This is a genomic window from Aggregatibacter kilianii (assembly GCF_003129965.1).
GTDB lineage: Bacteria > Pseudomonadota > Gammaproteobacteria > Enterobacterales > Pasteurellaceae > Aggregatibacter > Aggregatibacter kilianii_A.
Window position 1 is genome coordinate 143,669 of record NZ_NRCJ01000002.1, and the last position, 22,978, is coordinate 166,646.

19 protein-coding genes and 1 pseudogene are annotated in these 22,978 nt (G+C 46.0%); 7 read left to right on the plus strand and 13 right to left on the minus strand.

The window, feature by feature from the left end; genetic code table 11:
• Positions 1 to 177 precede the first annotated feature (177 nt).
• A complete protein-coding gene (gene ygiD, locus DK430_RS02080; RefSeq protein WP_109077464.1) occupies positions 178 to 984 on the plus strand; it encodes a 4,5-DOPA-extradiol-dioxygenase in 807 nt (268 codons plus the stop codon).
• Between the two features lie 66 nt (positions 985 to 1,050).
• Here ygiD and ttcA read toward each other — a convergent pair whose 3' ends face one another.
• From ttcA to DK430_RS02095, 3 genes are all read right to left on the minus strand, one after another.
• Positions 1,051 to 1,983 carry a tRNA 2-thiocytidine(32) synthetase TtcA gene (gene ttcA / locus DK430_RS02085; protein WP_109077465.1) on the minus strand — a complete coding sequence of 311 codons (933 nt, stop codon included), beginning with the start codon at positions 1,981 to 1,983 and terminating at the stop codon, positions 1,051 to 1,053.
• A 136-nt stretch (positions 1,984 to 2,119) separates the two neighbouring features.
• Positions 2,120 to 4,114: a TonB-dependent receptor plug domain-containing protein gene (locus tag DK430_RS02090; protein WP_109077466.1), complete on the minus strand. Its 1,995-nt coding sequence runs from the start codon at positions 4,112 to 4,114 to the stop codon at positions 2,120 to 2,122.
• A 12-nt stretch (positions 4,115 to 4,126) separates the two neighbouring features.
• Positions 4,127 to 4,609 (minus strand): hypothetical protein, encoded by a 483-nt coding sequence (locus tag DK430_RS02095; protein ID WP_109077467.1) that lies wholly within the window; start codon positions 4,607 to 4,609, stop codon positions 4,127 to 4,129.
• A 159-nt stretch (positions 4,610 to 4,768) separates the two neighbouring features.
• On the opposite strand from DK430_RS02095, the gene DK430_RS02100 reads away from it, so the two are divergent.
• The 4 genes and pseudogenes from DK430_RS02100 to DK430_RS02115 form a co-directional block, all read left to right on the plus strand.
• Entirely contained in the window at positions 4,769 to 5,770 is a 1,002-nt protein-coding gene (locus tag DK430_RS02100) for an iron ABC transporter substrate-binding protein (RefSeq protein ID WP_109077468.1), read from the plus strand.
• Positions 5,770 to 6,783: a FecCD family ABC transporter permease gene (locus tag DK430_RS02105; protein ID WP_109077469.1), complete on the plus strand. Its 1,014-nt coding sequence runs from the start codon at positions 5,770 to 5,772 to the stop codon at positions 6,781 to 6,783. Before DK430_RS02100 ends, DK430_RS02105 begins: the two co-directional genes overlap by 1 nt.
• Entirely contained in the window at positions 6,780 to 7,529 is a 750-nt protein-coding gene (locus DK430_RS02110; protein WP_109077470.1) for an ABC transporter ATP-binding protein, read from the plus strand. Before DK430_RS02105 ends, DK430_RS02110 begins: the two co-directional genes overlap by 4 nt.
• A gap of 119 nt (positions 7,530 to 7,648) precedes the next feature.
• Positions 7,649 to 7,804, plus strand: a pseudogene (locus tag DK430_RS02115) (TonB-dependent receptor domain-containing protein); the annotation flags it as partial.
• Between the two features lie 115 nt (positions 7,805 to 7,919).
• On the opposite strand, the gene DK430_RS02120 reads toward DK430_RS02115, so the two are convergent.
• From DK430_RS02120 to DK430_RS02145, 6 genes are all read right to left on the minus strand, one after another.
• Complete coding sequence (locus tag DK430_RS02120) at positions 7,920 to 8,129, minus strand: TOBE domain-containing protein (protein WP_109077471.1); 210 nt, start codon at positions 8,127 to 8,129, stop codon at positions 7,920 to 7,922.
• An 80-nt stretch (positions 8,130 to 8,209) separates the two neighbouring features.
• Positions 8,210 to 9,244 carry an ABC transporter substrate-binding protein gene (locus DK430_RS02125; RefSeq protein ID WP_109077472.1) on the minus strand — a complete coding sequence of 345 codons (1,035 nt, stop codon included), beginning with the start codon at positions 9,242 to 9,244 and terminating at the stop codon, positions 8,210 to 8,212.
• Positions 9,245 to 9,476: 232 nt separating this feature from the next.
• Positions 9,477 to 10,892, minus strand: a complete 1,416-nt coding sequence (locus DK430_RS02130) for an efflux transporter outer membrane subunit (RefSeq protein WP_109077473.1) — start codon at positions 10,890 to 10,892, stop codon at positions 9,477 to 9,479.
• Positions 10,893 to 10,912: 20 nt separating this feature from the next.
• Positions 10,913 to 12,040 carry an ABC transporter permease gene (locus DK430_RS02135; RefSeq protein WP_109077474.1) on the minus strand — a complete coding sequence of 376 codons (1,128 nt, stop codon included), beginning with the start codon at positions 12,038 to 12,040 and terminating at the stop codon, positions 10,913 to 10,915.
• A gap of 1 nt (position 12,041) precedes the next feature.
• Positions 12,042 to 14,789, minus strand: coding sequence for a ribosome-associated ATPase/putative transporter RbbA (gene rbbA, locus DK430_RS02140; RefSeq protein ID WP_109077475.1), 2,748 nt, complete (start codon positions 14,787 to 14,789; stop codon positions 12,042 to 12,044).
• A 2-nt stretch (positions 14,790 to 14,791) separates the two neighbouring features.
• Positions 14,792 to 15,769: an HlyD family secretion protein gene (locus tag DK430_RS02145; protein ID WP_109077476.1), complete on the minus strand. Its 978-nt coding sequence runs from the start codon at positions 15,767 to 15,769 to the stop codon at positions 14,792 to 14,794.
• 146 nt (positions 15,770 to 15,915) lie between these two features.
• On the opposite strand from DK430_RS02145, the gene DK430_RS02150 reads away from it, so the two are divergent.
• Positions 15,916 to 16,473: a TetR family transcriptional regulator gene (locus tag DK430_RS02150; protein ID WP_109077477.1), complete on the plus strand. Its 558-nt coding sequence runs from the start codon at positions 15,916 to 15,918 to the stop codon at positions 16,471 to 16,473.
• Between the two features lie 68 nt (positions 16,474 to 16,541).
• Here DK430_RS02150 and DK430_RS02155 read toward each other — a convergent pair whose 3' ends face one another.
• The 4 genes from DK430_RS02155 to purE form a co-directional block, all read right to left on the minus strand.
• A complete protein-coding gene (locus DK430_RS02155) occupies positions 16,542 to 16,802 on the minus strand; it encodes a SemiSWEET family transporter (protein ID WP_109077478.1) in 261 nt (86 codons plus the stop codon).
• 193 nt (positions 16,803 to 16,995) lie between these two features.
• Positions 16,996 to 18,186, minus strand: coding sequence for an amino acid aminotransferase (locus tag DK430_RS02160; RefSeq protein WP_109077479.1), 1,191 nt, complete (start codon positions 18,184 to 18,186; stop codon positions 16,996 to 16,998).
• Positions 18,187 to 18,275: 89 nt separating this feature from the next.
• Positions 18,276 to 19,364 (minus strand): 5-(carboxyamino)imidazole ribonucleotide synthase, encoded by a 1,089-nt coding sequence (gene purK / locus DK430_RS02165; protein ID WP_109077480.1) that lies wholly within the window; start codon positions 19,362 to 19,364, stop codon positions 18,276 to 18,278.
• Between the two features lie 277 nt (positions 19,365 to 19,641).
• Positions 19,642 to 20,139: a 5-(carboxyamino)imidazole ribonucleotide mutase gene (gene purE / locus DK430_RS02170; protein ID WP_109077481.1), complete on the minus strand. Its 498-nt coding sequence runs from the start codon at positions 20,137 to 20,139 to the stop codon at positions 19,642 to 19,644.
• Positions 20,140 to 20,303: 164 nt separating this feature from the next.
• Here purE and pepN point away from each other — a divergent pair, with 164 nt between their 5' ends.
• Positions 20,304 to 22,913 (plus strand): aminopeptidase N, encoded by a 2,610-nt coding sequence (gene pepN / locus DK430_RS02175; RefSeq protein ID WP_109077482.1) that lies wholly within the window; start codon positions 20,304 to 20,306, stop codon positions 22,911 to 22,913.
• Positions 22,914 to 22,978: the final 65 nt, after the last annotated feature.

The window sequence follows — 22,978 nt, forward strand, 5'->3', positions numbered from 1 at the left end:
ATCGTGGTGTAATACCGCGATTTTTTGTTTTGATAGTTTAAAAAGTGCGGTGCTTTTTGGCGGCGTTTTATTAATTATTAACCATCAGTAAATACATCTATTCTAAAACCACTCTTTATTTCCAAATAAATAACATCATAATACTCCCACCAAATTAATTTTTTAGGAGAGAATGTTATGAATAATAAAATGCCTGCATTGTTTGTAGGACACGGTAGCCCAATGAATGCGCTTGATGCACAGAATCCGTTTAACCAAAATTTTGCCCATGTCACCGCAAGTTTTGCCAAACCAAAAGCCATTTTATGTATTTCCGCCCATTGGTACGGCAAAGGATTGCACATCATGAGCCACCCGAATCCGCCGATGATTTATGACTTTTACGGATTCCCGGAAGCCTTGAGCCAAGTGGACTATCCTGCGCCAGGCAGTGCCGAACTGGTAACACAGGTGCAAGAATTGCTGAAAGATGAGGCGTTACAGTTAGATCCGGAACGCGGTTTTGACCACGGTGCTTGGGCGGTGTTGAAGCATTTATATCCGGCAGCCGATATACCTGTGGTGCAACTGAGTTTAGACGCTACGAAATCGCCACAATGGCATGTTGAACTCGCCAAAAAATTAGCCCCGTTACGGGAGCAGGGCGTGCTGATTTTAGGTAGCGGCGACATCGTGCATAATTTGCGTGCCATGAGTCGTGAACATGTCGATGAAATCGGCGCCGGTTATGATTGGGCATTTGCTTTCCGCGATCAAATTAACCAGGCAATTGCCGAAAATAATTTGAACGCCTTGGTTCATTTTGAACAATTCGGCGAGGCGGCGCAGTTATCCGTACCGACACCGGAGCATTATTTGCCGCTGTTATATGTGATGGCGATGCGGGAGGAGACCGATGATGTCACGATTTTTAATGATGTGCTGGTGGGCGGTTCGATTAGTATGACGTCCGTATTAGTGGGAGAAACATCGTTAAATTCATGATTTGCAGGGGCGGGCACAGAATCCGCCCCAAGGAAAGAAAAGTGCGGTGGTTTTTCCCAACGTTTTTTACTTCACCTCTTTAAACGCAATCATTTCATGTTCGCTGAAATCAGCCTGATCTTCATCATCAAATTGCATCGGTGTGATGTTTTCTTCATCGAATGCCGTATCGCCTTCCACGCCCTCAAGGGTTTGCCCGTGCTTAATGCCTTTGAAATCAAACAGTTTCGGGTCGCATAAATGGGAAAGGGTAATGTTTTGCATGGCGCTGAACATGGTTTCCAAACGCCCCGGATATTGGCGATCCCAGGTATTCAACATATCTTTCACCACTTGGCGTTGCAAATTCGGTTGCGAGCCGCACAGATTACAAGGAATAATCGGGAATTGTTTCGCCACGGCGTATTTTTCGATGTCCTTTTCTTTGCAATATGCCAGCGGGCGAATGACGATTTGTTTGCTGTCATCGGAAATCAGTTTCGGTGGCATGGATTTCAATTTTCCGCCGTAGAACATATTGAGAAAGAGGGTGGCGAGCATGTCGTCACGATGGTGTCCCAAGGCGATTTTGGTGGCGCCGAGTTCCGTTGCGGTGCGGTATAAAATGCCGCGACGCAAGCGGGAGCAAAGGGAGCAGGTGGTTTTGCCTTTCGGAATTTTTTCTTTCACGATGCCGTAAGTGTTTTCTTCCACGATTTTGTAATCCACACCGATACTTTGCAAATATTCAGGCAAAATGTGCTCCGGAAATCCCGGTTGTTTTTGGTCTAAATTCACCGCCACAATGTCGAAATTCACCGGCGCATTTTGTTGTAAATTTAGCAGAATATCCAACAAGGTATAGCTGTCTTTCCCACCGGAAAGGCACACCATCACCTTGTCGCCTTCTTCAATCATATTGAAATCGGCAATAGCATTGCCCACGTTGCGGCGTAGGCGTTTTTGTAATTTGTTGAAATTGTAGCTTTGTTTCTTTTCGGTTTGCGTTGTCGTCATCATTGATTTGTATCGGGTTGCTTAAAAAACGGCTAATTATATATGAGCCGATAGGGTTTGTGTAATTTTCTTGTTACGCAAAAAAGAATCGAGCCCCGAGAAATACAGGGCTCAATAATTAATGCCGTTAATAAAGAGATTAGAAGCTATATTTCAAATTCGAGAAATATACACGACCTTCTTCCGGATAGCCTGCTTGATAGTAGTAGTTTTTATCAAATAGGTTGGACACACCGGCTTCTACGGTAAATTGGTCTGTCACGTTATAGGTGACTTTTGCATTAGTGTTGCTGAAGCCTGAGAGTTTGACGGTGTTGTTACCATCAAGATAATAACGACCATGTTCAGCTTCTTGGCTGATGTAAAGGGACACATTCGGTACAATTTTCCAATCCGCATAAGCGAAGAATTTGTGTTTCGGCACATCGGTAACAATACGATCGTCCGTTCTATTTTTGGCTAAGAGGTAAGTATAGTTTGCCCCGAAGGTGAGGTTATCGGTGGCAAAAATCGCTGCCGCAAGTTCAACGCCTTTGAAAGTTTCTTTGCCGACGTTTTGGAATTGATTGGTGCTACGACCAATATTGACTTCATTAATCGCCTCCCTCACTTCGGAATAAAATAGCGCGCCGTCTAATCTTAACCAATCACCAAATGTCCGCATATAACCGGCTTCATAGTGATAAGCGCTTTCCGGGTTTAAGAATGGATTCGGCGCTTTAGGGCGTCTGCCTAAACCTCGGGAATAACGTTCTTTCATGGTAGCGAAGCGGGTTTTCTTGGCGAAACCGAGAGTAAATTCGTCCCGTTGATCAAAGCTATGTGACAATTTAATTTGGTAATTAAACGCGTGTTTATTGCCAATATCAAACGGGCAGATGACATGACGTTGTCCGCTTGAAACACATTGGCCTTCATATTTTTCTGCGCGGTTTGATTGCCGTTTATCGTAGCTTGCGCCGGCAATCAGCTTCGTTTGGTCGGTGAAACGGTAAGTATTTTCCAAACCGAAGCTGTAAGTGTGGTCTTTATCTACCGCGACCGGATCATTGTTATCATGTTCGCGATGAACGTCATATTTGATAATCGTGGAAAATTTTACACTGTCTTTTTCCGTTAAATCGCCTCCTAAATCAAAGCCTGCACCATAGGAATAATCACGGTAATAGCTATTGAAACTTGAATTTCTTCGTTGAGTGCTAAAAGAAGCATCGTCAAAAGCGCGCAAATCGTTTTTGAAAGCGTCATAGAACACTTTGGTATTTAAATAAAGGTTATTCGTGCCGAATTCCGTGTGTGATAAGAAATAAATACTGTCTTTATCCCACATCGGCCAGCGCCAATATCTTGCAAAATTATCTTCACCGGAATAGCGCGGCGATTGTTTTCTGCCTTTTTGCGTAGAAAGCACCAACGCATATTCATCAGTCGTATTCGGTGTGAACGCCACTTTCAAGCTCAATTTTTTATCCCGTTGTACTGAATTTTCCGCACGACCGCCGTCATCGCCGTTCGGGTTAACTTGACGATAATGACGGGAAAGCTGTAGTCCTTGCTTTTTAAGGAAGGAGCCGCTTAATTGCGCGTAGAAATAGTCTTGTTTCGTACCCAAGTTAAAATAAGTTTGGTTGGTGGCGGTGTCGCCGCTTCTACCGTGGGCAAAACCGTAACCGATAGAACCTTCAAAAGGTTTGGTCGGTTTTTGGGTAATCAGATTTACTGCGCCACCTAAGGTATTGGCGCCGTAGAGAACGGAGCTTGCGCCTTTGGAAATATCAATGCGGGATAAATCGAAAGTGGTGAAACGCCCGATGTCCATATTGCCGTCATAAGGTACATACACGGGAATGCCGTCGATAAAAATCGGCACGCGACGTGAATCAAAACCGCGCACCAACAAATTATATTCATTGCGCGCCCCGCTACGATCTAAAAAGACGCCGGGTGTGGTTTTGGCTACGTCGGAGACGCGGATTTGGTTGTTTTTTTGCAAATCAGATCGCTCAATACGGGCTGTGCTTAAATCCGTAGATTTCTCGGCAATCACCTCAATTTGTCCGAGGGTGAAAACCTCTTCGGCATACGTTGTTGCGCAAGCCATGGCGATGGCGGTGCAAAGCAGTGTTTTTTTCATCTTAATGTCCTTTTAAGTTAATGATAAATGAGAAGTGAAGCGAAGTTGCAGCGCAATGGTGACGGCGGCAAAAATCTTTTCATCATTGTGCGGAAAATTCTCCCGTAAAGTGCAGTGGAAATTTTTAACGTTTATTTTTCCTTCTGCGAGTTCTTTCAGCAAAGTATCTAAATCGAGATTTAACTGTTCGGCAATTTGTGCGATGGAAAAATGCTCGAAAGTCATAATCAGCCGGTCCAAATTGCAATAACTCGGGTATTTGTTGTGTCGCACCAAATCGGCGAATTGCGTATTGATTTTCACCAGTTTGTTTTTTCGATTAAGAATATGCAGTAATAAAGCGACGACCAACAATACGGCAAAGCTCACATGAATATTAAAGAGCGCCCCCATTTGCCAACCGTAAAACAGTCCCGCGCCGCTTATCACCACGCACAATAAACTGATAACCAGCGTACACAACAGCAAGAATTTGTAGATCACTTCAAATTTCATGATGCCTCCAACAGAACTTTAGAAAAATTTAACGATATATATCAAAAGATATAGCAGAAATATTCTAGCAAATTTTTCGTTATATATTCAAAAATACAGAGTGTTTCGGTAAAATTTAAACCCACCGGATTTTATGACCGCACTTTTAAGGACATTTAGATGAAAAAATGGATAATGTTGTTTTTCTTGCTATTCACCGCAAATCTTTGGGCGGAAGAACGTCCCGTTTTCTTTCTTGCCGGAGAGTTACCGACGCCACAGCGTATCGAAAAAGTGTTAAGCGCAGGTAATCCGAGCGATGTATTGTTGCTGTCTGTTGCACCGCAAAAAATGGTGGGACTGGCGGGCTTTAACATGGCATCGCAAGGCGGCAAATTATTTCCTGCCGAACAGCAGACCTTGCCGACCATCGGTAAAATCGCCGGTAAGGGCAGCACGCTTTCCGCCGAAAAAATCGTGGCGTTGCAGCCGAATTTGATTATTGATGCGGGCAATGTGACACCCAATTACATCGACCAAGCCAAACGCACGTTCGCGCAAACGGGCGTGCCGTATTTATTGTTAGACGGCAGACTTGCCGAAACGCCGAACACGTTGCGTGAACTGGGAAAATTGTTAGGGGAGGAGAAAACAACGGAAGAACAGGCGCAATATGCGGAAGAAACTCTAAAAAGTGCGGTCGTTTTTGCCGGTGTTTTACAGCCAACCGCGTATTTGGCGCGCAGCGCCGACGGATTGCAAACAGGACAAAAAGGGTCCATTCATACAGAAGCTATGGAGCTGGTGGGGTTGCGCAATGTGGTGGAAGGGGAGCACAAGGGTTTAACGCAAGTCTCGATGGAACAGCTTCTGTTGTGGGATCCCGATATTATCCTGACTCAATATGCCGAATTTTTCCAAACCATCAAAGATAATCCGCAGTGGCAACAATTAAGTGCGGTCAAAAATCAGCGCGTTTTTTTCATTCCGAATCAGCCTTTCGGTTGGCTGGACTCGCCGCCGAGTTTGAATCGCCTGCTTGGCGTGCGTTGGTTGCAGCATCTGTTAAGCAATAAGCCTATAGCGGATTTTGTGCCGGAAGTGCAACGATTCTATCAATTGTTTTACCACATTGAACTGTCAAACGCGCAGGCGGAACAACTGCTGAAACAAGGAAAATAATGCAACGATTTATCCAGCGTTCCCCACATCTTTTCTTTTTGCTGCTGATTGGATTGTTCATCAGCAGTATTTTGCTTGCGTTGAACGTCGGCAAATTTCCCGTTTCACCCGGGCAATTATGGCAAACGATCACCTGTTCGTTGGATTCCCAATGTCATGCGGATTCGCCGATTCATACCGTATTGTGGCAAATCCGCTCTCCGCGTATTATCGTGGCGTGTTTGGTTGGTGCGGCGTTGGCTTGTGCGGGCGCGACGTATCAAGGTATGTTTAAAAACCCGCTGGTGTCGCCGGATATTTTGGGCGTATCCGCCGGCGCGGGATTTGGCGCATCGCTGGCGATTTTTTACAATTTGCCGATGTTTTATATTCAGCTTTTTGCCTTTCTCGGCGGTATTTTTGCGGTGTTTTGCGTTTCTCTCATCGCCACCCGCAGCAAAGATCAAGACCCGATTTTAGTGCTCGTCCTTGCGGGCATTGCCATCGGCTCCTTACTTGGCGCCGGTATTTCTTTGCTGAAAATCCTCGCGGATCCCTTCACCCAACTGCCTTCCATTACCTTTTGGCTATTGGGCAGTTTAACCGCCATCAGTCCGCAGGATGTATTGCAACTGGCGCCGATTTTAATTCTCGGCATGGCACCGTTATTTTTACTGCGCTGGCGATTAAATTTGCTTTCTTTGGAGGAAGAAGAAGCCCGCAGTTTGGGCGTGCCGATTAAAGCCACCCGTTACATTTTGATTATTTTCACCACCATTTGCACAGCAAGTGCGGTCTCCGTGACGGGCATTATCGGCTGGGTCGGTTTACTGGTGCCGCACATCGCCCGTTTATTGGTGGGCGCGAATTTCATTTTGCTATTGCCGACCTCCTTGTTACTCGGCGCAAGTTTCTTACTCTTAACGGACACTTTAGCGCGCACCGTCGCCCACATCGAATTGCCACTCGGCATTCTCACCTCCGCCTGCGGTGCGCCGTTCTTCCTTTACTTATTATTGCGGGGCAGACAATGAAGTTAATGGAAACCCGTGAGTTAGCCATCGGTTACGGCGATAACATTTTAGTTAACCGCATCAACTTTTCTTTACAGGAAAAGCAAATTTGTTGCCTGCTGGGCGCAAACGGCGCGGGAAAAAGTACGTTTCTAAAAACCTTACTCGGTTTACAGCCGCCGTTAATGGGCGGCGTGTATTGGCGACAACAGCCGCTTTCGACTTACAGCCAAGGGGAATTGGCTCGTAATATCGCCTATGTGCCGCAGGCACACCAACATTTGTTTCCGTTTTTGGTGCAGGACATGGTGCTGATGGGGCGTTCGGCGTTTTTGAAGTGGTATCAAACACCGAAAGCGGAAGACAAAGAACTGGCACTGTCCGCCCTTGCCGAACTGCAAATCGAGCATCTCGCCAAGCGGTATTATCATCAGTTGAGCGGGGGAGAGAAGCAACTGGTGCTCATCGCCCGCGCCATTGCGCAGCAGGCAAAGTTACTGGTGATGGATGAGCCGACGGCGAGCCTGGATTTCGGCAATCAAATTCGCGTGCTGGAAAAAATCAAACAATTACAAGCGCAAAATTTGGCTTTACTGATCACCACCCACAACCCGCAACAAGCTTTGTACTTAGCGGAAAATATCTTATTGCTCGATCAGGAATACGGCTTTCAACAAGGCTCAAGGGAAGAACTCTTAACCTTAGAAAACTTGGCGAAAATCTACCGCACTTCAACGGAGCAGTTAAAAGAACATTTGCTTTTCTAATCTGTTTATTACCTATTTTCCAACATTATTGCCAAACCACAGGGTGTAACCTTAAGTACTGTGCACCGGGCGGTGCGCGAGGTAAACGCCGGATGGATATTCGTGCAATATGGCATTTGGGGGCAAACGTCGGCTATAAATTTAACGACAATTTCAGCCTACGCGTCGATGTGAATAATATTTTAGATAAACGTATTTATCGTAATGCCGGCACGGCGCGTACCTATAATGAACGCGGACGTTCCTATTTTGCGAATCTGAAATATAGCTTCTAAAAATGTAGTGAAAAGTGCGGTGTGTTTTCATCGCATTTTTTATGGACGTAAAACACATAAAAAAACAACCGCACTTTTTCAAGTACGGTTGTTTCGTTTTTAAATAGGGAATGAATTATTCTACGCCAACCATCACGGATGTGGCTTTGATAATCGCATAAGCATCTTTGCCTACGGTTAGACCTAATTCTTTCACCGCTTCAATTGAAATAGTGGAAGAAATCACGTTGCCACCACCGATGTCAATTTGAACGATAGCGTTGACGGAACCTGTTTCGATTGAAACGACTTTACCTTTTAATTGGTTTCTTGCGCTGATTTTCATATGCATATCCTTATGAGAATGCCTAAATAGGCGGGTTAAAAGAGTTTGTATTTTATAGAGAATTCACAAAAAAACCAATACTACTTAATAGGTGGAAGCCCTTTTAAAATCTGCTGAACGTTCTCTCTGGTAAGGCTGTAATTATAATATCTTTGGTAAAAATCCTGTATTTTTGTCACCATATCCAAGTCAGCGAAGCGTTCAGGGTGGAATAATTGTGCAGCCCAGAGAATTTGTAAAGCTTCTTCCACGCTGTAACGATCCCAAGGGAACGTGCCTGTCGGGTTGGCATAAATACGATTATTTCTCACGGCACGGATGGATTGCCAATTTGGATCCGCTTTGATTTTCTCAATGGCAGCTTGAGCCCGATTGCCGCTACTGCCGATAATAATCACGTCAGGATTCGCTTGCACAATCGATTCCATGGTGACAGCCACCATATTGGCTTCATCCGGAAACGCACTTTTGCCACCGGCCATACGAATCCATTCGCCGATCATGGAATTACCGCCGTCAATTTTCAGTAAATCGGCACCGCCGGTAATGTGTAGCACAGTCGGTTTTTGTGAATCTTTCACGTCTTTAATACGTGAGTGCACAAAGTTGATATTATTATTTAATTCTCTAATATACTTTTTCGCTACTCCGGGTGCCTTCCCGCCCATTACCTCCGATGTAATCCGCACAGCTTTCTTTAGTCCGTCGAAGTCTTGAAAGTTTACTCGCACGCCTTTTAGACCTGCCTGATTAACTTTATTTAACATGGATTTTTTAGAAACGAGTACAACATCAGGGTTTTGTGCCAATAATTTCTCAATTAGAACCGTTTCGTCTCCGGTTAATACCGGCACGTTTTTTCCTTCCGGATAAACCTCGTTGTGCCAAGGTGTTGTTTTAGCTAAGGGAGTAGTTATTACCAGTTTATCGGCACCACCTAAAAGCAATACGATTTGGTTATTGTCTTGTTGAAGATCGGCAATGCGCTCAACGCGGTCAGGGATGTCCACTTTGTTACCGTCCGTATCGGTAATAATTTTGGCTTGTGCGGAAAATGCTAATAGCGTAACGGCAAAAAGTGCGGTCGGTTTTAATGTTATTTTTTTCATCGTCATAAGTACCTCCTTAAAAATGTCTAATAGTGCAAATTTTACGTTGTAATTCAGGCACGTCAATAAACATAAATCCATTTAGCAAATTTCTTGCAGCTTAATGTTAATAGTTAAATAGAGTTAATGGATTTTTATACATTATTTTTATCTTGCTATCTTTAAATCGTATGTTCGGATACTAATTAAGCTCTATTTATTTGATAAAAGTGCGGTCATATTTCTAAGTGTTTTACACTCACTCCTGCCAACCGCCCCCCAACGCTTTATACAAATTCACCAAATTCTTCGCACGGGCTAATCGGCTTTGAATCAGTTGGTTTTGGTAATCCAGTGCGGTTAATCGTGCCGTTAAGGCATTATCTAAGGTTTTTTCGCCGTATCGGAATAATTTTTGTGCGTTGCCGGCTTGTTTTTGGGCTTGTTGGTAGGCAGTTTGCAGTAGTTGGGTTTGCCGATTTAAGGCGGCTTGAGCTTGGTAGCTGTTATCCACGTCCGCAAGGGCTTGTAATAAGGCTTTGTCGTATTGTAACAGCGCCGCTTTCAGGCGGGCGTCGGCGGCGTCAATATTGGCTTGAATGCGTCCGTTGGTGAAAATCGGCAGATTCATGTCTAAGCTCAGTAAATTCCCCCAACCTTTTAAATCGGGAATGTCCGTGTTGATGTCGATACGTCCGGTTTGTCCTAAAAATTGAATGTCAAAGCGCGGATAGAGATCGGCTTTGGCGGAGGCGAGTTTGGCTGCAAGAGCCTGCACTTGGGCGCGATAGGCGCGTAAATCAGGGCGACGTTCCAGTACATCACCAGGCATGACGCCATTTGGTGCGGCGGGTAAAACGCCAAGAAAATCAACCGCACTTTTATTCAGTTTAAAGCCTTGCGGCGGTTTGCCGATAAGAATGGCGATAGCGCGTTCGTTGCCGGTAATTTGTGCGCCAAGTGTCGCCTGTTGCGCCAGCACGGCGCTGATTCGACTTTCCACCTGCAATACATCATTGGCATTGGCTTGTCCCGCTTGGAAACGCCCTTCGACATAGTGTTTTAATTGACGCAGAAGTTTTTCGTTTTGTTGCAGTAGGGCGTTTTGTTGGGTGAGCGCGGCAATATTGGCGTAGCTTTCGGCGATTTGTCCGGCAACCAGCATTTGCGCAGCGTAAACCTGTTGTTGCGCACCGAGCGCAGCGGCTTGTGCAGCATCGCGCTCTCTACGTTTTTTGCCGAAAAAATCCAATTCCCAGCTTGCCGTTAATCCCGCCGATTGCACATTGCCTGACCGATCATAAGATTGGTGGGTGAGGGGATTTTCCACATGAGAATGAATTAAGCCGGCGGAAGCTTGGGCACCGACTTTCGGCCCGAGATCCGCTTGGGTATATTGGCTGTTTGCCTGCGCTTCCAACAGGCGGGCTTTGGCGATTTCAATGTCAAGGTTATGTTGCAATCCCTGTTCGATTAATTGTGTCAGTTGCGGATCTTGCCAGTTTTGCCACCAACGGGCGATTTCCGTCGCATTTTTAGCGGTGGCGGCATTCTGTGTTTGTTCAAACTGCGTAGGGATTTCCACCCTGGAGGATAAATCAACCTTTGTCGTACAAGCGGAGAGCGAAATAAACGCCGCGATTAACGTTAATTTAAAACCGAATTGATGAGTCATACTTTTGTCCTTCTTAACCTTTAGCCTTGGCGTGACAGCATGGATTTAAACTGTGCAAGCGCGATGCCTAAAAATAACGCGCCTAATGCTGCAATTTGTAATAATTTGTCCCACACCACATCCAATCCTGCGCCTCGGAATAACACATCCTGCGCATAAGCGCCGAAAATCGCGGTAGGGGAGAACTGAACCAGTTTTTGCATGAATTCCGGCATATTTTCCAGTGGCGACATCGTGCCGGAAAGCAGGTACATCACGATATACACGGGCAATACCAATAAGCCGAATTGCGGCATGGTGGGGGCAAAAATCGCCAACATGATGCCCAGTGAGGCAATGGCGAAAATAAACACCGCCGAGCCCAAGATATATAAGAAAAACGCACCGTCCGGCAAGGGCGTGCCGATAATTTTATGCACCACAAAATAGAGCGAAAACGCCACCACTGTGAGCAGAACCAATTCGTTTGCCAGAATTTTAGCCATGGCAATTTCGCTGGAACGCACGGGCATGACCAAAATATGCTCCAGCGTGCCGCGTTCCCGTTCACGAATTACCGCCGCCCCCACTAACAACATGGTGAGCAAATTTAAATATCCCACAATATTCATGCCGCCCATAAACCAATTACCGGAAAAATTAGGGTTATACAGCACGTTAATGGTCGGTTGAATGAGAAAGCTATTGTTCGTTCGAATGTGCAAAAAATCGTTAATTTCCCCGCGAAAAATTTGGGAAATATAGGATGCGCCGATGGCGGCTTGAGTCATTGCCGTGGCGTCGGATAATAGCTGAATCGGCGGATTACGCCCTGCCAGTACGTCACGCGCATAATTAGGCGGAATATCCAAAATGAACGTATATTCGCCCGTATCCATTAAACGATCCGCCTGAGGGGCGTTAATCGTGTGCACTTTGCGGAAGTTGGGCGGAATTAGGCTTTGTTGCAGGCGATAAGATAATGCGGAACGGTCGTTATCCACGATGGCGACGGACGCATTTTTTACTTCCAACGTAATGGAATTGGCGACGGTGTAAATGGCAACGGTGAACATATAAATGATGAGCACCACAAGCACTGGATCGGAGAACAAGCTACGCAATTCTTTGCCCGATAAATAAAGTACGTTTTTTATCCATCTGAACATGTTATTTCTCCTGTTTCTTGAGCAGGGCGACCGCACCGCAGAAATACACGACATAAATTGCTAACAATGCGGCATAGCTGCTAAGGAAATCCGTGAAGCCCAGCCCTTTTGTGAAACCGCCTAAACAAATGAGCAAGAACCAATAGCCAGGAAACAACTGTGCCATCATATAAACATGCGACGGCAAAGTGGAGGTCGGGTAGAGCATGCCGGAGAAGTTCATGGTCGGGATAATTACGATGATCGCCGTGGCAAAAATCGCCGCAATCTGTGATTTCACGAAGCTGGATACGAACAAACCGAATGCCGTTGACGCGGTGATGATAAAAATCGCCCCCAAGGTCATTGCCCACATGGAGCCTTTCACAGGCACGTTAAAGACCATCACCGAAATCCACACCATAATCAGGTAACTGATAAACGCCAGCAGAATATAAGGCAGTTGCTTTCCAAGTAAAAATTGCACCGTGTCGGCAGGGGAGCCGTAAAGGTTCATAATGGAACCGATTTCTTTCTCCCGCACCACACCTAACGCCGTCATCATAGACGGAATCAACATCATGGCGAGCATAATCACGCCCGGCGTCATGGCGAAAATACTTTTGAAATCCTGGTTATAGACAAAACGGGTTTCCAGCAAGTTATTGTTTGGAATGCGAATGCCTTGCTGCGTCAAGGTTTCCTGTACATATTGTGTGATCACGCCGACTACCGAACCGCGCAGGTTTTCAGCAGTGGACGGAAACGCACCGTCTATGAAAATCCCCACTTCCGGCATTTCTTGCCGTAAGACTTTTTTGCCGAAATTCGGTGGAATTTCAATCACCAGTTTGACTTTTGAGGCTTGTAACACGGCATTAATTTCCTGCTCGGAATGAATGTCCGGTTGCCGTACAAAATAGCGGGAGCCATCAAAATATTCGATAAAACGGCGGCTTTCCGAACTGTTGTCATAATCCAGCACAGTAAAATTAGAAGGATGCACATCAAAAGAAATACTCGATGCCATGGCGAACAGCATAATCACCGGTCCGAGCAAGGCAAAAAATAAACGGATTCTGTCCCGTAACAACTCTTTGCCTTCGCGCACGGCAAATGTACGCACCAACGACCACCAAGCAATGAAGCCTTTTCTCGGTGAAGTCGCAGAAACACCGGAAAAATCCACCGCACTTTTATCGGTTTGCGGCGCGGTAATGTCGTCCGCCTGTTCTTCCAAATAGCGGATAAAGGCTTCTTCCAGCGTCGGTGCTTTCTTTTCCAGACGTAATTGCTCCGGCGTACCCACCGCCAACACGCGCCCGCGGTGCATAAAGGAAATGCGATCGCAACGCGCCGCCTCGTTCATAAAGTGGGTCGTGACGAAAATGGTGATGTTATCTTCACGGGATAATTTAATGAGGTATTCCCAAAACATATCCCGAGCGGCAGGATCGACACCCGACGTCGGTTCATCCAAAATCAGCACTTCAGGTTTATGCAAGCAGGCGGCGGCAAGCTGCAAACGCTGACGAATGCCGAGGGGCAGGGAAGAGGGATATTCATCGGCAAGATGCACCAAGTCGAATTGTTGCATGACGGCTTGCACATATTGCGCCCATTGTGCGCGCGGAATTTGGTAGAGTTTGGCGTGCAACTCCAGATTTTGATAAACGGAAAGTTCTTCATAAAGGGAAAATGCCTGCGACATATAACCCACCCGTTTGCGGGTTTCGATATTGCTTGCATCAATGGGCTGTCCGAGCAGTGTTGCTGTGCCTTCCGTCGGTTCAAGTAGCCCGGTGAGCATTTTCATGGTGGTGGATTTGCCGCAACCGTTGGAACCTAAAAAACCGAAAATTTCCCCTTTCGGAATGGTGAAGCTGACGTTATCGACGGAAACAAAATCACCGAATTTTTTCGTTAGCCCTTTTGCCGTGATAACCGGTGGTTCATTGGGAGCAGGCTGGAAGGGCGGAATCTGCAAGCCGTTTTCTGCACCGCGTTTTTCCGGTGGCAATAATTTGACATAGGCTTCTTCCAAATTTTTACTTTGCGTTTCGGCAATCACTTGTTTGGTCGGATTGTCGGCAATCAGCTTGCCGTCGTCCATGGCGAGAATATGTTCAAAACGTTCCGCCTCATCAATATAGGCTGTTGCCACAATAACCGTCATACCGTCTTCTTCTCGGCGTAAATCGTCCACTAATTGCCAAAACTGGCGACGGGAGAGCGGATCCACGCCGGTGGTGGGCTCATCTAAAATCAATAAGTCGGGGCTGTGTACCAAGGCGCAACACAGGCTAAGTTTTTGTTTCATGCCACCCGATAATTTACCTGCCGCGCGATCGGCAAAAGGCGCCAAGCCTGTGGCATTGAGTAAACGCTGAATGCGAGCTTTTCGTTGTGCTTTGGCCAGCCCGAACAAGCGGGCGTGGAAATCGATATTTTCATAAATGGAAAGGGTGAGATACAGGTTTTTCCCCAATCCTTGCGGCATAAACGCGATTTTATGGGAAAGGGCGTTGCGGGCTTTTTTCTCCGCAACATTTAAATCAAAAACCTGAACCGTGCCCGTTTGAATTATTTTCACGCCGGCGATGAGGGAAAGCAGCGTCGATTTGCCTACACCGTCAGGGCCGATTAAGCCGACGGTGCTACCTCGCGGAATATGTAGGCTGACATCGGAAAGTGCGGTGGTTTTTCCGTATGAATGTGAGAGATGCTCCACTGTTACTGCAAGGGGGACAGCCGAAGGTGCAACATTCATGGCTATTCACCTTTCGGCAGTTTCACCGCCAACCCTTCCGGCCACTGCGCCTGCGGATCGTATTTCACATAACCCAACGCCGTCATGCCACCTTTAAGCAATGGCTTATATTTAAGGGCGGTCTCCACAGGAATTTGCAATTTCACTTTAAACATCAATTTGGCGCGTTCTTCCGTGGTTTCCACGGATTTCGGTGTGAATTGCGCGTTGTTGGCGACAAAGGTGATTTTTGCCGGGAACACGGCGCTCATGCCATCCACCACAATACGGGCATCATCACCCAATTGGATTTGATTCATTTGATTGGCGGTGAGGAACACATTGATATAGGTGTCGGTCGGATCAAGCAAACTGACCACTTTGCCACCGGCACCAAGCACATTGCCAACCTCTGCGATTTGATATTCCACCCGTCCGGCTTTCGGGGCTTTAATCAGCATATCGGTATTTTGCGATTGGGCTTGTTCTAACTGCGCTTGAGCTTGTTCAACAGCGGCCTCCGCCTCGGATTTGGCAGCTTCTGCGGTATTCACGGCGGCAAGCGTAGCATTATAAGAGGCTTGGCGACGTTCTAATTCGCTGCTTGAAATGAGATTATCACGGCGTAGTTTGGCAGCGTTATCCAATTCCAACTTCGCCACTTTGGCTTGTTGCCGACGGGCATCCATTTCCGCAAGGGCGCGTTTTACGGTATCTTCCGCCCGTTTCTTTTGTGCTTGCGCGCCGGAAACCTGTGTTTGAGAAATGCTGGAGGAAAGGCGTGCCAGCGGTTGATCGGCTTTTACTTCATCGCCTTCCTGCACCAAGATTTCCTCCACGCGGCCGGGATACAGGGTGGCAATGTCCAACCGTTTTAATTCCAAGCGTCCGTTGACGGCGGCAATACCGCTCAATTCATCGGCTTGTAATTGTTGATTTTTCCAGATGGCAACAGCCACCATACCAACGATAAAACCTAACACGAAATGTCTTTTTTTCATGTTTCTATCCTTATGTAATGAGGTTTATGCGAATGATTATAGAGAGAGGGCAAAAGTTGCTCAACCATCAAAAAGCAACGATTTGTTGCTTAAGTAGATAAAAGGGCGTAATTTGTTGCTTAACTCGGACAATTTGAGGAGAAATGATGAATAATCAAGATATTCGTGTGCTTAGAACGGATAAATTCATTCGCGAAGCGTTCTTAACCTTACTGGAGAAAAAGGGTTTTGACGCCATGACCGTGCAGGATATTTTAGATGTGGCGCAAATTAACCGTTCTACCTTTTATAAGCACTTCGCCAATAAAAATGCGGTAGCGAAAGTGTTGGTAGATGAACTTAAAGCCTTGGTGAAAGCGCGTTTGAAAGAGCGTTTTTCCGTGCCGACCACCGCATTTATTGATAGTAATCGGGTTCTTTTTGAACGGTATCGCCAGCTGATTTACCTGATAGGTCAAATCGAAACGCCGACTATTCATTTATACAAAGACATTCATCATATGGTGAAAGAAAAGTATGTGGAGCATTTGAAAACGGAAAATGTCCCTACGGAAAAAGACTTAGATTTCCAAGGGCATCTGTTTGCTACGATTACGCTGGGTATATTGAAGTACATTATTGAAAAAAATGAAATGCCGCAGGTGGAGGCGTTAATCAGAAATGTGAATTCGGTGTTTGATATGTTTGTTGTTCAGGAAGCGTGAAAACGTCGGAAAAAGAGACCGCACTTTGGATTTTCATCGCGAAAGTGCGGTCATCTTTTTATGTGTTTTTACAGTGCCGTGGCGAAGCTAATCAACCCTAAAATCACACCCGGCGAATTGGCAAGCGCCACCGGGTAATCCCGTTCTTTTTTCAATAATCCGTAAGCCACCCATAAACTACAATTTATCGCCGTTGCCAGAGGTTGTAATGTGCCGCCTTTTATCCCGTCAAGATTCAGGCTGATTTGCTCAAGATAAGACACATACATACACACTGCCGTAAAGGTGGCAACCCAGCTTAAAATCGTAATAAAACGTTGGTCTGTCATTAATGTTGTTCTCCTTTAGATCATGAAAAATAAGTAAATAACGGAGTGTATTATAGCTTATTTTTAACCAAAAGTAAAAAAATATAAATTTTAATGAGGAATTATCACGATTTTAAGAGGTAATCAAATAAGAAAAAACGGCATCAAATTTTCCTTTGATGCCGTTTATTTGCTTTAAAAGTGCGGTGAAAAATTACAACACGTTGACGATGCTTTCGCAGAGGTAACGAACGTTGTCTTCAGTGATTCCGGCGACGTTGATACGTCCGGAACGCACGGCGTAAATAGCGAATTCATTTTTCAAGCGATCAACCTGTTCCGCAGTTAAGCCGCTGAAAGAGAACATGCCGTTTTGATTGATAATAAAACTGAAATCTTGTTGCGCGCCGTATTCTTTCAATAATTGCACGAAAAGGTGACGCATTTGTTTAATACGGTCACGCATTTCGGTGAGCTCGTTTTCCCAATCCTGACGTAGCTGCGCGTCGTTTAACACAAGAGCAACGGCGGCGGCACCATGTGCGGACGGGTTGGAGTAGAGGGTACGAACGATGGTTTTAATTTGAGTTAATGCGGTTGCGGCGATGTCAGAAGTTTCCGCCACCACAGTGAAAGCACCCACACGTTCGTTATATAGCCCGAAGTTTTTGGAGAAAGAGCTCGCCACCAACAATTCTTTGTGATTTTTGGCAAACGCGCGCAAACCGTAGGCGTCTTCTTCCAAACCGTTGGCGAAACCTTGATAAGCGAAATCAAAGAGCGGTAACCAACCGTTTTTCGCTGACATTTCAGCCAATTTGTCCCATTGTTCCGGTGTCGGGTCAATCCCCGTCGGGTTGTGGCAGCAGCCGTGTAATAACACCACATCGCCTTCGCCGGCTTGGCTTAAATCGGCGATAAGATTATCCCAATCCAAGCCTTTGGTCTGCGGGTTGTAATAACGATATTCACGAATAGTCATCCCTACGGCGTTGAAAATAGCGTTGTGATTCGGCCAGGTCGGCGTGCTAATCCAGACATTCTGGGCTTTGGTTTGACGTTTGATAAATTCCGCTGCAATACGTAACGCGCCGGTACCGCCTAAACTTTGTACGGTTCTGGCTCGATTATTTTTCACGATGTCGGAGTCGGTGCCGAATAACAATTCTTTGGTGCGCGCGTTGAAATCGGCAACACCGTCAATCGGCAGGTAGTTTTTGGTATTTTCTTGTGCCAATAAGCGTTTTTCCGCTTCTTTTACCGCTTTTACGATAGGTGTATTGCCCTTGGCGTCTTTATATACGCCAATGCCTAAATTGATTTTGTTATCGCGGGTTTCCGCTTTGAATGCTTCACCTAAACCTAAAATCGGATCTGCCGGAGCGGCAACAATATTTTCAAACATAGAATAATCCTCGTGATGTTGTGTTGTTGTGTAAAAATCTGTTTATTTATACTGCTGTAACAGAGGTTTGACAAGCCGTCGCCCGTCATTTAACGCAATTTATTTTTTGCCCATTGCAAGCCGGATTGATAGTCTTCCGGTAATTCGCGGGAGAGTTTATTTAGTTGTGCAATGATGACATTTTTATCCGGGTGGGAAAGGTTAATATGACCGACTTTGCGCCCCGGACGAACCTCTTTGCCATACCAATGAAGTTGGGCAAACGGCGTATTTAACCATTGCGCATTATGCTCGGTGCCGATTAAATTCACCATCACGCTCGGCGCAAAGACGTTTAATTCCGGTGTCGGTAAATCCAGCAAGGCGCGCAAATGCAATTCAAATTGGCTAACGGCGCAGCCGAGTTGCGTCCAGTGTCCGCTGTTGTGTACGCGTGGTGCCAACTCGTTCACCAGAAGCTGATCGCCCACCACGAAGCATTCCATCGCCATTACGCCCACATAATTCAGCTCGTGCATGATTTTGCTTAACATAGCTTCTGCCTGCTGCTGTTGAACGGCTTGTTGCGGGAAATTCGGATCCATCACGCTGTAACGCAAAATACCGTTTTGTTGCAAATTGTGGGTGACCGGATAAAAGCGGGTTTCGCCGTTACGGAAACGGGCGCCCACCAAAGAAATTTCATAATCGAACGGAATAAATTGCTCGGCAATGGTTTCGCCGAATAAATCGTCGGTAATTTGCTCTTTATTTGCCTCGGTAACAATCCATTGCCCACGACCGTCGTAACCGCCCATGCGGCGTTTTACCACCACTTTCTCACCGATATGTTGAAACACCTCCGACCATTGGGCTTTTTCTTTTAATAAACACCAAGGGGACGTGGCGATATTGAGCTTATCCAATAGATTTTTTTGACTTAAGCGATCGGCTAATTGTGCGAAGACTTTTTGATTGACGAAGTTGGCGTGGTTGCCGAGTAGTGTTGTCAACGGTGTTTGTTCCCAACGTTCGATTTCGGCGGTAATGATGTCATTCGGCGACAGTTCAAACACTGGCGCATCGAAAGGCAAGGGTTGCACATGAATATCTAAAGGCGCGCCGGCATAGCGTAACATCCTGCCGAGCTGTCCGTTGCCAAGAACGTAAACGGTTGGGTAGAGAGCGGATTTTTGCATAGGGATCTCAATGGTTAACAATATATTGGCTCCCTCCGTTTACGGGGGGAGCTGCCGAAGGCTGAGGGGGGAATATTTGCCCCCTTCTGCCCTTTGGGCACGTTATTCGCAAGTTCGCACGGCTTACTTGCTCACCCCTTTGGGGTCGTTGGCAAAGCCAACGCTCAAAACGCTTTGCGTTTTGTCCCCCGCAAGCAGGGGAAGGAAAGATTTACGAAAAAAATGACCGCACTTTTATCTTCAACATGAAAAGTGCGGTTAAAATTTTAGGTGTTTTTTACAGGCGCGGATCAGGATTCTCCAATACGCTTTGCGTTTGTGCCTGTCTAAACTGTTGCAGGCGTTGTGCCAATTCTGTGTTGTTCATCGCCAGAATTTGTGCTGCCAGCAAACCGGCATTCGCTGCGCCGGCAGGCCCGATAGCAAGGGTTCCCACCGGAATACCTTTCGGCATTTGCACGATGGAATAGAGGCTGTCCACACCGCTTAAAATAGAACTTTTCACCGGCACGCCAAGTACCGGCACGATCGTTTTGGCGGCAATCATGCCCGGCAAATGCGCCGCGCCGCCGGCTCCGGCAATAATGACTTGGTAGCCGTTTTGCTGTGCGTTTTCGGCGAACTGAAACAACTTGTCCGGCGTGCGGTGGGCGGAGACGATTTCAACGTGATAAGGAACCTGTAATTGATCTAAAATTTGAGTGGCTTCCTGCATGGTTGCCCAATCACTTTTTGAGCCCATGACGATGGCGATTTTCGGGGAGGTTGAAGGCATGATTTCCTCATTATCAAATAGAAAAACGAATAGAAAAAACGGCGCTAGGATAGCATAACGCGCAAACGTTTGCGATAAATTTACGGAAGAAAATCCATTTGCAACCGAGGGCTAAAAATCATATCCTTAACAGCAATTTTTAGCCCTTAGAATTAGGTCGTTTTATGTACGCTAAAGCCAAATACAGAAAAGATTACCAAACCCCCGATTTCACCGTCACCGATATTTACCTTGATTTCCAATTAGAGCCGGAAAAAACCTTAGTGGTTGCTACAAGTCAATATCAACGTCTCAACGAAAAGAGCACCACATTACGTTTAGACGGACACGATTTCCAATTTTCTTCCATTAAATTAAACGGCAAGCCGTTTTCCCAATATCAACAGGATCACGAAAGCTTAACCTTAGACTTGGCGCAAGTGGATGCAGACCAATTTGAATTGGAAATTACCACCATTTTAAATCCTGCGGCAAATACGTCATTACAAGGCTTGTATCAATCCGGCGAGGCTTTTTGCACCCAGTGTGAAGCGGAAGGTTTTCGTCAAATAACCTATATGTTAGACCGCCCGGATGTATTGGCGCGTTACACCACCAAAATCACTGCCGACAAAGCTAAATACCCGTTTCTACTTTCCAACGGCAACCGTATTGCCGAAGGCGATTTTGATGACGGACGTCATTGGGTGGAATGGAATGACCCGTTTCCGAAACCAAGCTATTTGTTTGCCTTAGTGGCAGGGGATTTTGATGTTCTGCAAGATAAATTCGTGACTAAAAGCGGACGTGAAGTGGCGTTGGAGTTGTATGTTAATCGAGGCAATTTAGACCGTGCAGACTGGGCGATGCAAAGTCTGAAGCGCGCTATGAAATGGGATGAAGAACGCTTCGATTTGGAATACGATCTGGATATTTACATGATTGTCGCCGTTGACTTCTTCAACATGGGCGCCATGGAAAACAAAGGGCTGAACATTTTTAACGATAAATATGTGCTGGCGAATCCGCAAACGGCAACGGACGATGATTATCTGGCGATTGAAAGTGTGATCGCGCACGAATATTTCCACAACTGGACGGGCAATCGCGTGACCTGCCGCGACTGGTTCCAGTTAAGTTTGAAAGAAGGGTTGACGGTATTCCGCGATCAGGAATTCTCTTCCGACACCGGTTCCCGCCCGGTGAATCGCATTAATAACGTAAAATTCCTGCGTACCGTGCAATTCGCCGAAGACGCCGGTCCGATGGCGCATCCGATTCGCCCGGAAAAAGTCATTGAAATGAATAACTTCTATACGGTTACCGTGTATGAAAAAGGCGCGGAAGTGATTCGTATGTTGCATACCTTGTTGGGCGAAAAAGGCTTCCAAAAGGGCATGAAGTTATATATTTCGGAAAACGACGGCAAAGCGGCGACCTGCGAGGATTTTGTGTCTGCCATGGAGCGTGCCAATGATTTGGATTTAGCACAATTCCGCCGTTGGTATAGCCAATCCGGTACGCCTGAGCTGACCATCAGCGATCGTTATGACGAAAAAAACCACGTATATCAATTACAAGTGTCTCAATTAACGCCGCCGACCGCTGATCAAATGGAAAAAGTGAATTTACACATTCCGTTGAAAATCGCCTTATATGATGAAAACGGCGTTGCGCAAACCTTGTATGATTCCGAGGGCGTTGTGGGCAATGTGCTGAACATCACACAAAAAGATCAAACTTTTGAATTCCACAATATTTATACCAAACCGGTGCCGGCGCTGTTATGCGATTTCTCTGCCCCGGTGAAATTAGATTACGACTATAAAACTCAGCAGTTGATAACCTTGGTGAAATTCGCCGAAAACGGCTTTATTCGATGGGATGCGGCACAGATGTTACTGAATGCGGAATTACGCCGTAACGTAACAAACTATCAGCAAGGCGTGGAATTGGATTTCTCTGCCGAAACCGTAGCCGTATTGCAGCAAATTCTGACCAATTATCAAAAAGATGTCGAACTTACCAGCTTGATTTTAACTTTACCGAAAGCCACGGAATTCGCCGAGTTATTCAAAACCATTGACCCTGATGCGATCAGTGCGGTGCGTGAATTTATGGCGCGCGCCATTGCGGAAAATCTGCAGGAATTGTTGTTTAAAACCTACAATCAAATTCGCTTGGACGAGTACAAAATCGAGCGCCAAGACATCGCCTTGCGCAAACTGCGCAATGTTTGCTTGAGCTATTTGGCTTATACCAATATCGGCAATAATTTGGTGAATAAACATTACACTTATTCCAATAACATGACCGATACATTAGCGGCGTTAACTGCGGCGACACAAGCAAAACTGCCTTGTCGTGATAATCTGTTGTCCGATTTTGAACAAAAATGGCAACATGACGGCTTGGTGATGGATAAATGGTTTGCATTACAAGCTACCCGTCCGGAAGACAATGTGTTGCAAAATGTGATGCAGTTAATGGATCATCCGAGCTTTAATTTCAACAATCCGAATCGCGTGCGTTCCCTAATCGGCGCCTTTGCGGGGCAAAACCTGAAAGCCTTCCACGCAATTGACGGTTCCGGCTATCGTTTCTTAACGGATATTTTGATTAAACTGAATAAAACCAACCCGCAGGTGGCTTCCCGTTTAATTGAACCGTTAATTCGTTTCGCCCGTTATGACGCACAGCGCCAAACTTTGATGAAACGCGCGCTGGAGCGTATTAGCGAAACGGAAGATTTATCCCGCGATTTATACGAAAAAATCGAAAAAGCGTTACAGTAACACCAAAAAGTGCGGTTAATTTTGACCGCACTTTTTCATTCGACAGTTAACTATCCGGAGAGATA

Excerpts from the sequence above, each read along its gene's own strand:
- DK430_RS02095 (WP_109077467.1), bottom strand. The coding sequence starts at position 4,609 with ATGAAATTTGAAGTGATCTACAAATTCTTGCTGTTGTGTACGCTGGTT.
- ttcA (WP_109077465.1), bottom strand. The coding sequence starts at position 1,983 with ATGATGACGACAACGCAAACCGAAAAGAAACAAAGCTACAATTTCAAC.
- DK430_RS02125 (WP_109077472.1), bottom strand. The coding sequence starts at position 9,244 with ATGACGATGAAAAAAATAACATTAAAACCGACCGCACTTTTTGCCGTT.
- purE (WP_109077481.1), bottom strand. The coding sequence starts at position 20,139 with ATGCCTTCAACCTCCCCGAAAATCGCCATCGTCATGGGCTCAAAAAGT.
- ygiD (WP_109077464.1), top strand. The coding sequence starts at position 178 with ATGAATAATAAAATGCCTGCATTGTTTGTAGGACACGGTAGCCCAATG.
- DK430_RS02100 (WP_109077468.1), top strand. The coding sequence starts at position 4,769 with ATGAAAAAATGGATAATGTTGTTTTTCTTGCTATTCACCGCAAATCTT.
- DK430_RS02130 (WP_109077473.1), bottom strand. The coding sequence starts at position 10,892 with ATGACTCATCAATTCGGTTTTAAATTAACGTTAATCGCGGCGTTTATT.
- DK430_RS02135 (WP_109077474.1), bottom strand. The coding sequence starts at position 12,040 with ATGTTCAGATGGATAAAAAACGTACTTTATTTATCGGGCAAAGAATTG.
- DK430_RS02090 (WP_109077466.1), bottom strand. The coding sequence starts at position 4,114 with ATGAAAAAAACACTGCTTTGCACCGCCATCGCCATGGCTTGCGCAACA.
- DK430_RS02145 (WP_109077476.1), bottom strand. The coding sequence starts at position 15,769 with ATGAAAAAAAGACATTTCGTGTTAGGTTTTATCGTTGGTATGGTGGCT.
- DK430_RS02120 (WP_109077471.1), bottom strand. The coding sequence starts at position 8,129 with ATGAAAATCAGCGCAAGAAACCAATTAAAAGGTAAAGTCGTTTCAATC.
- pepN (WP_109077482.1), top strand. The coding sequence starts at position 20,304 with ATGTACGCTAAAGCCAAATACAGAAAAGATTACCAAACCCCCGATTTC.
- DK430_RS02105 (WP_109077469.1), top strand. The coding sequence starts at position 5,770 with ATGCAACGATTTATCCAGCGTTCCCCACATCTTTTCTTTTTGCTGCTG.
- DK430_RS02155 (WP_109077478.1), bottom strand. The coding sequence starts at position 16,802 with ATGACAGACCAACGTTTTATTACGATTTTAAGCTGGGTTGCCACCTTT.
- DK430_RS02110 (WP_109077470.1), top strand. The coding sequence starts at position 6,780 with ATGAAGTTAATGGAAACCCGTGAGTTAGCCATCGGTTACGGCGATAAC.
- purK (WP_109077480.1), bottom strand. The coding sequence starts at position 19,364 with ATGCAAAAATCCGCTCTCTACCCAACCGTTTACGTTCTTGGCAACGGA.
- DK430_RS02150 (WP_109077477.1), top strand. The coding sequence starts at position 15,916 with ATGAATAATCAAGATATTCGTGTGCTTAGAACGGATAAATTCATTCGC.
- rbbA (WP_109077475.1), bottom strand. The coding sequence starts at position 14,789 with ATGAATGTTGCACCTTCGGCTGTCCCCCTTGCAGTAACAGTGGAGCAT.
- DK430_RS02160 (WP_109077479.1), bottom strand. The coding sequence starts at position 18,186 with ATGTTTGAAAATATTGTTGCCGCTCCGGCAGATCCGATTTTAGGTTTA.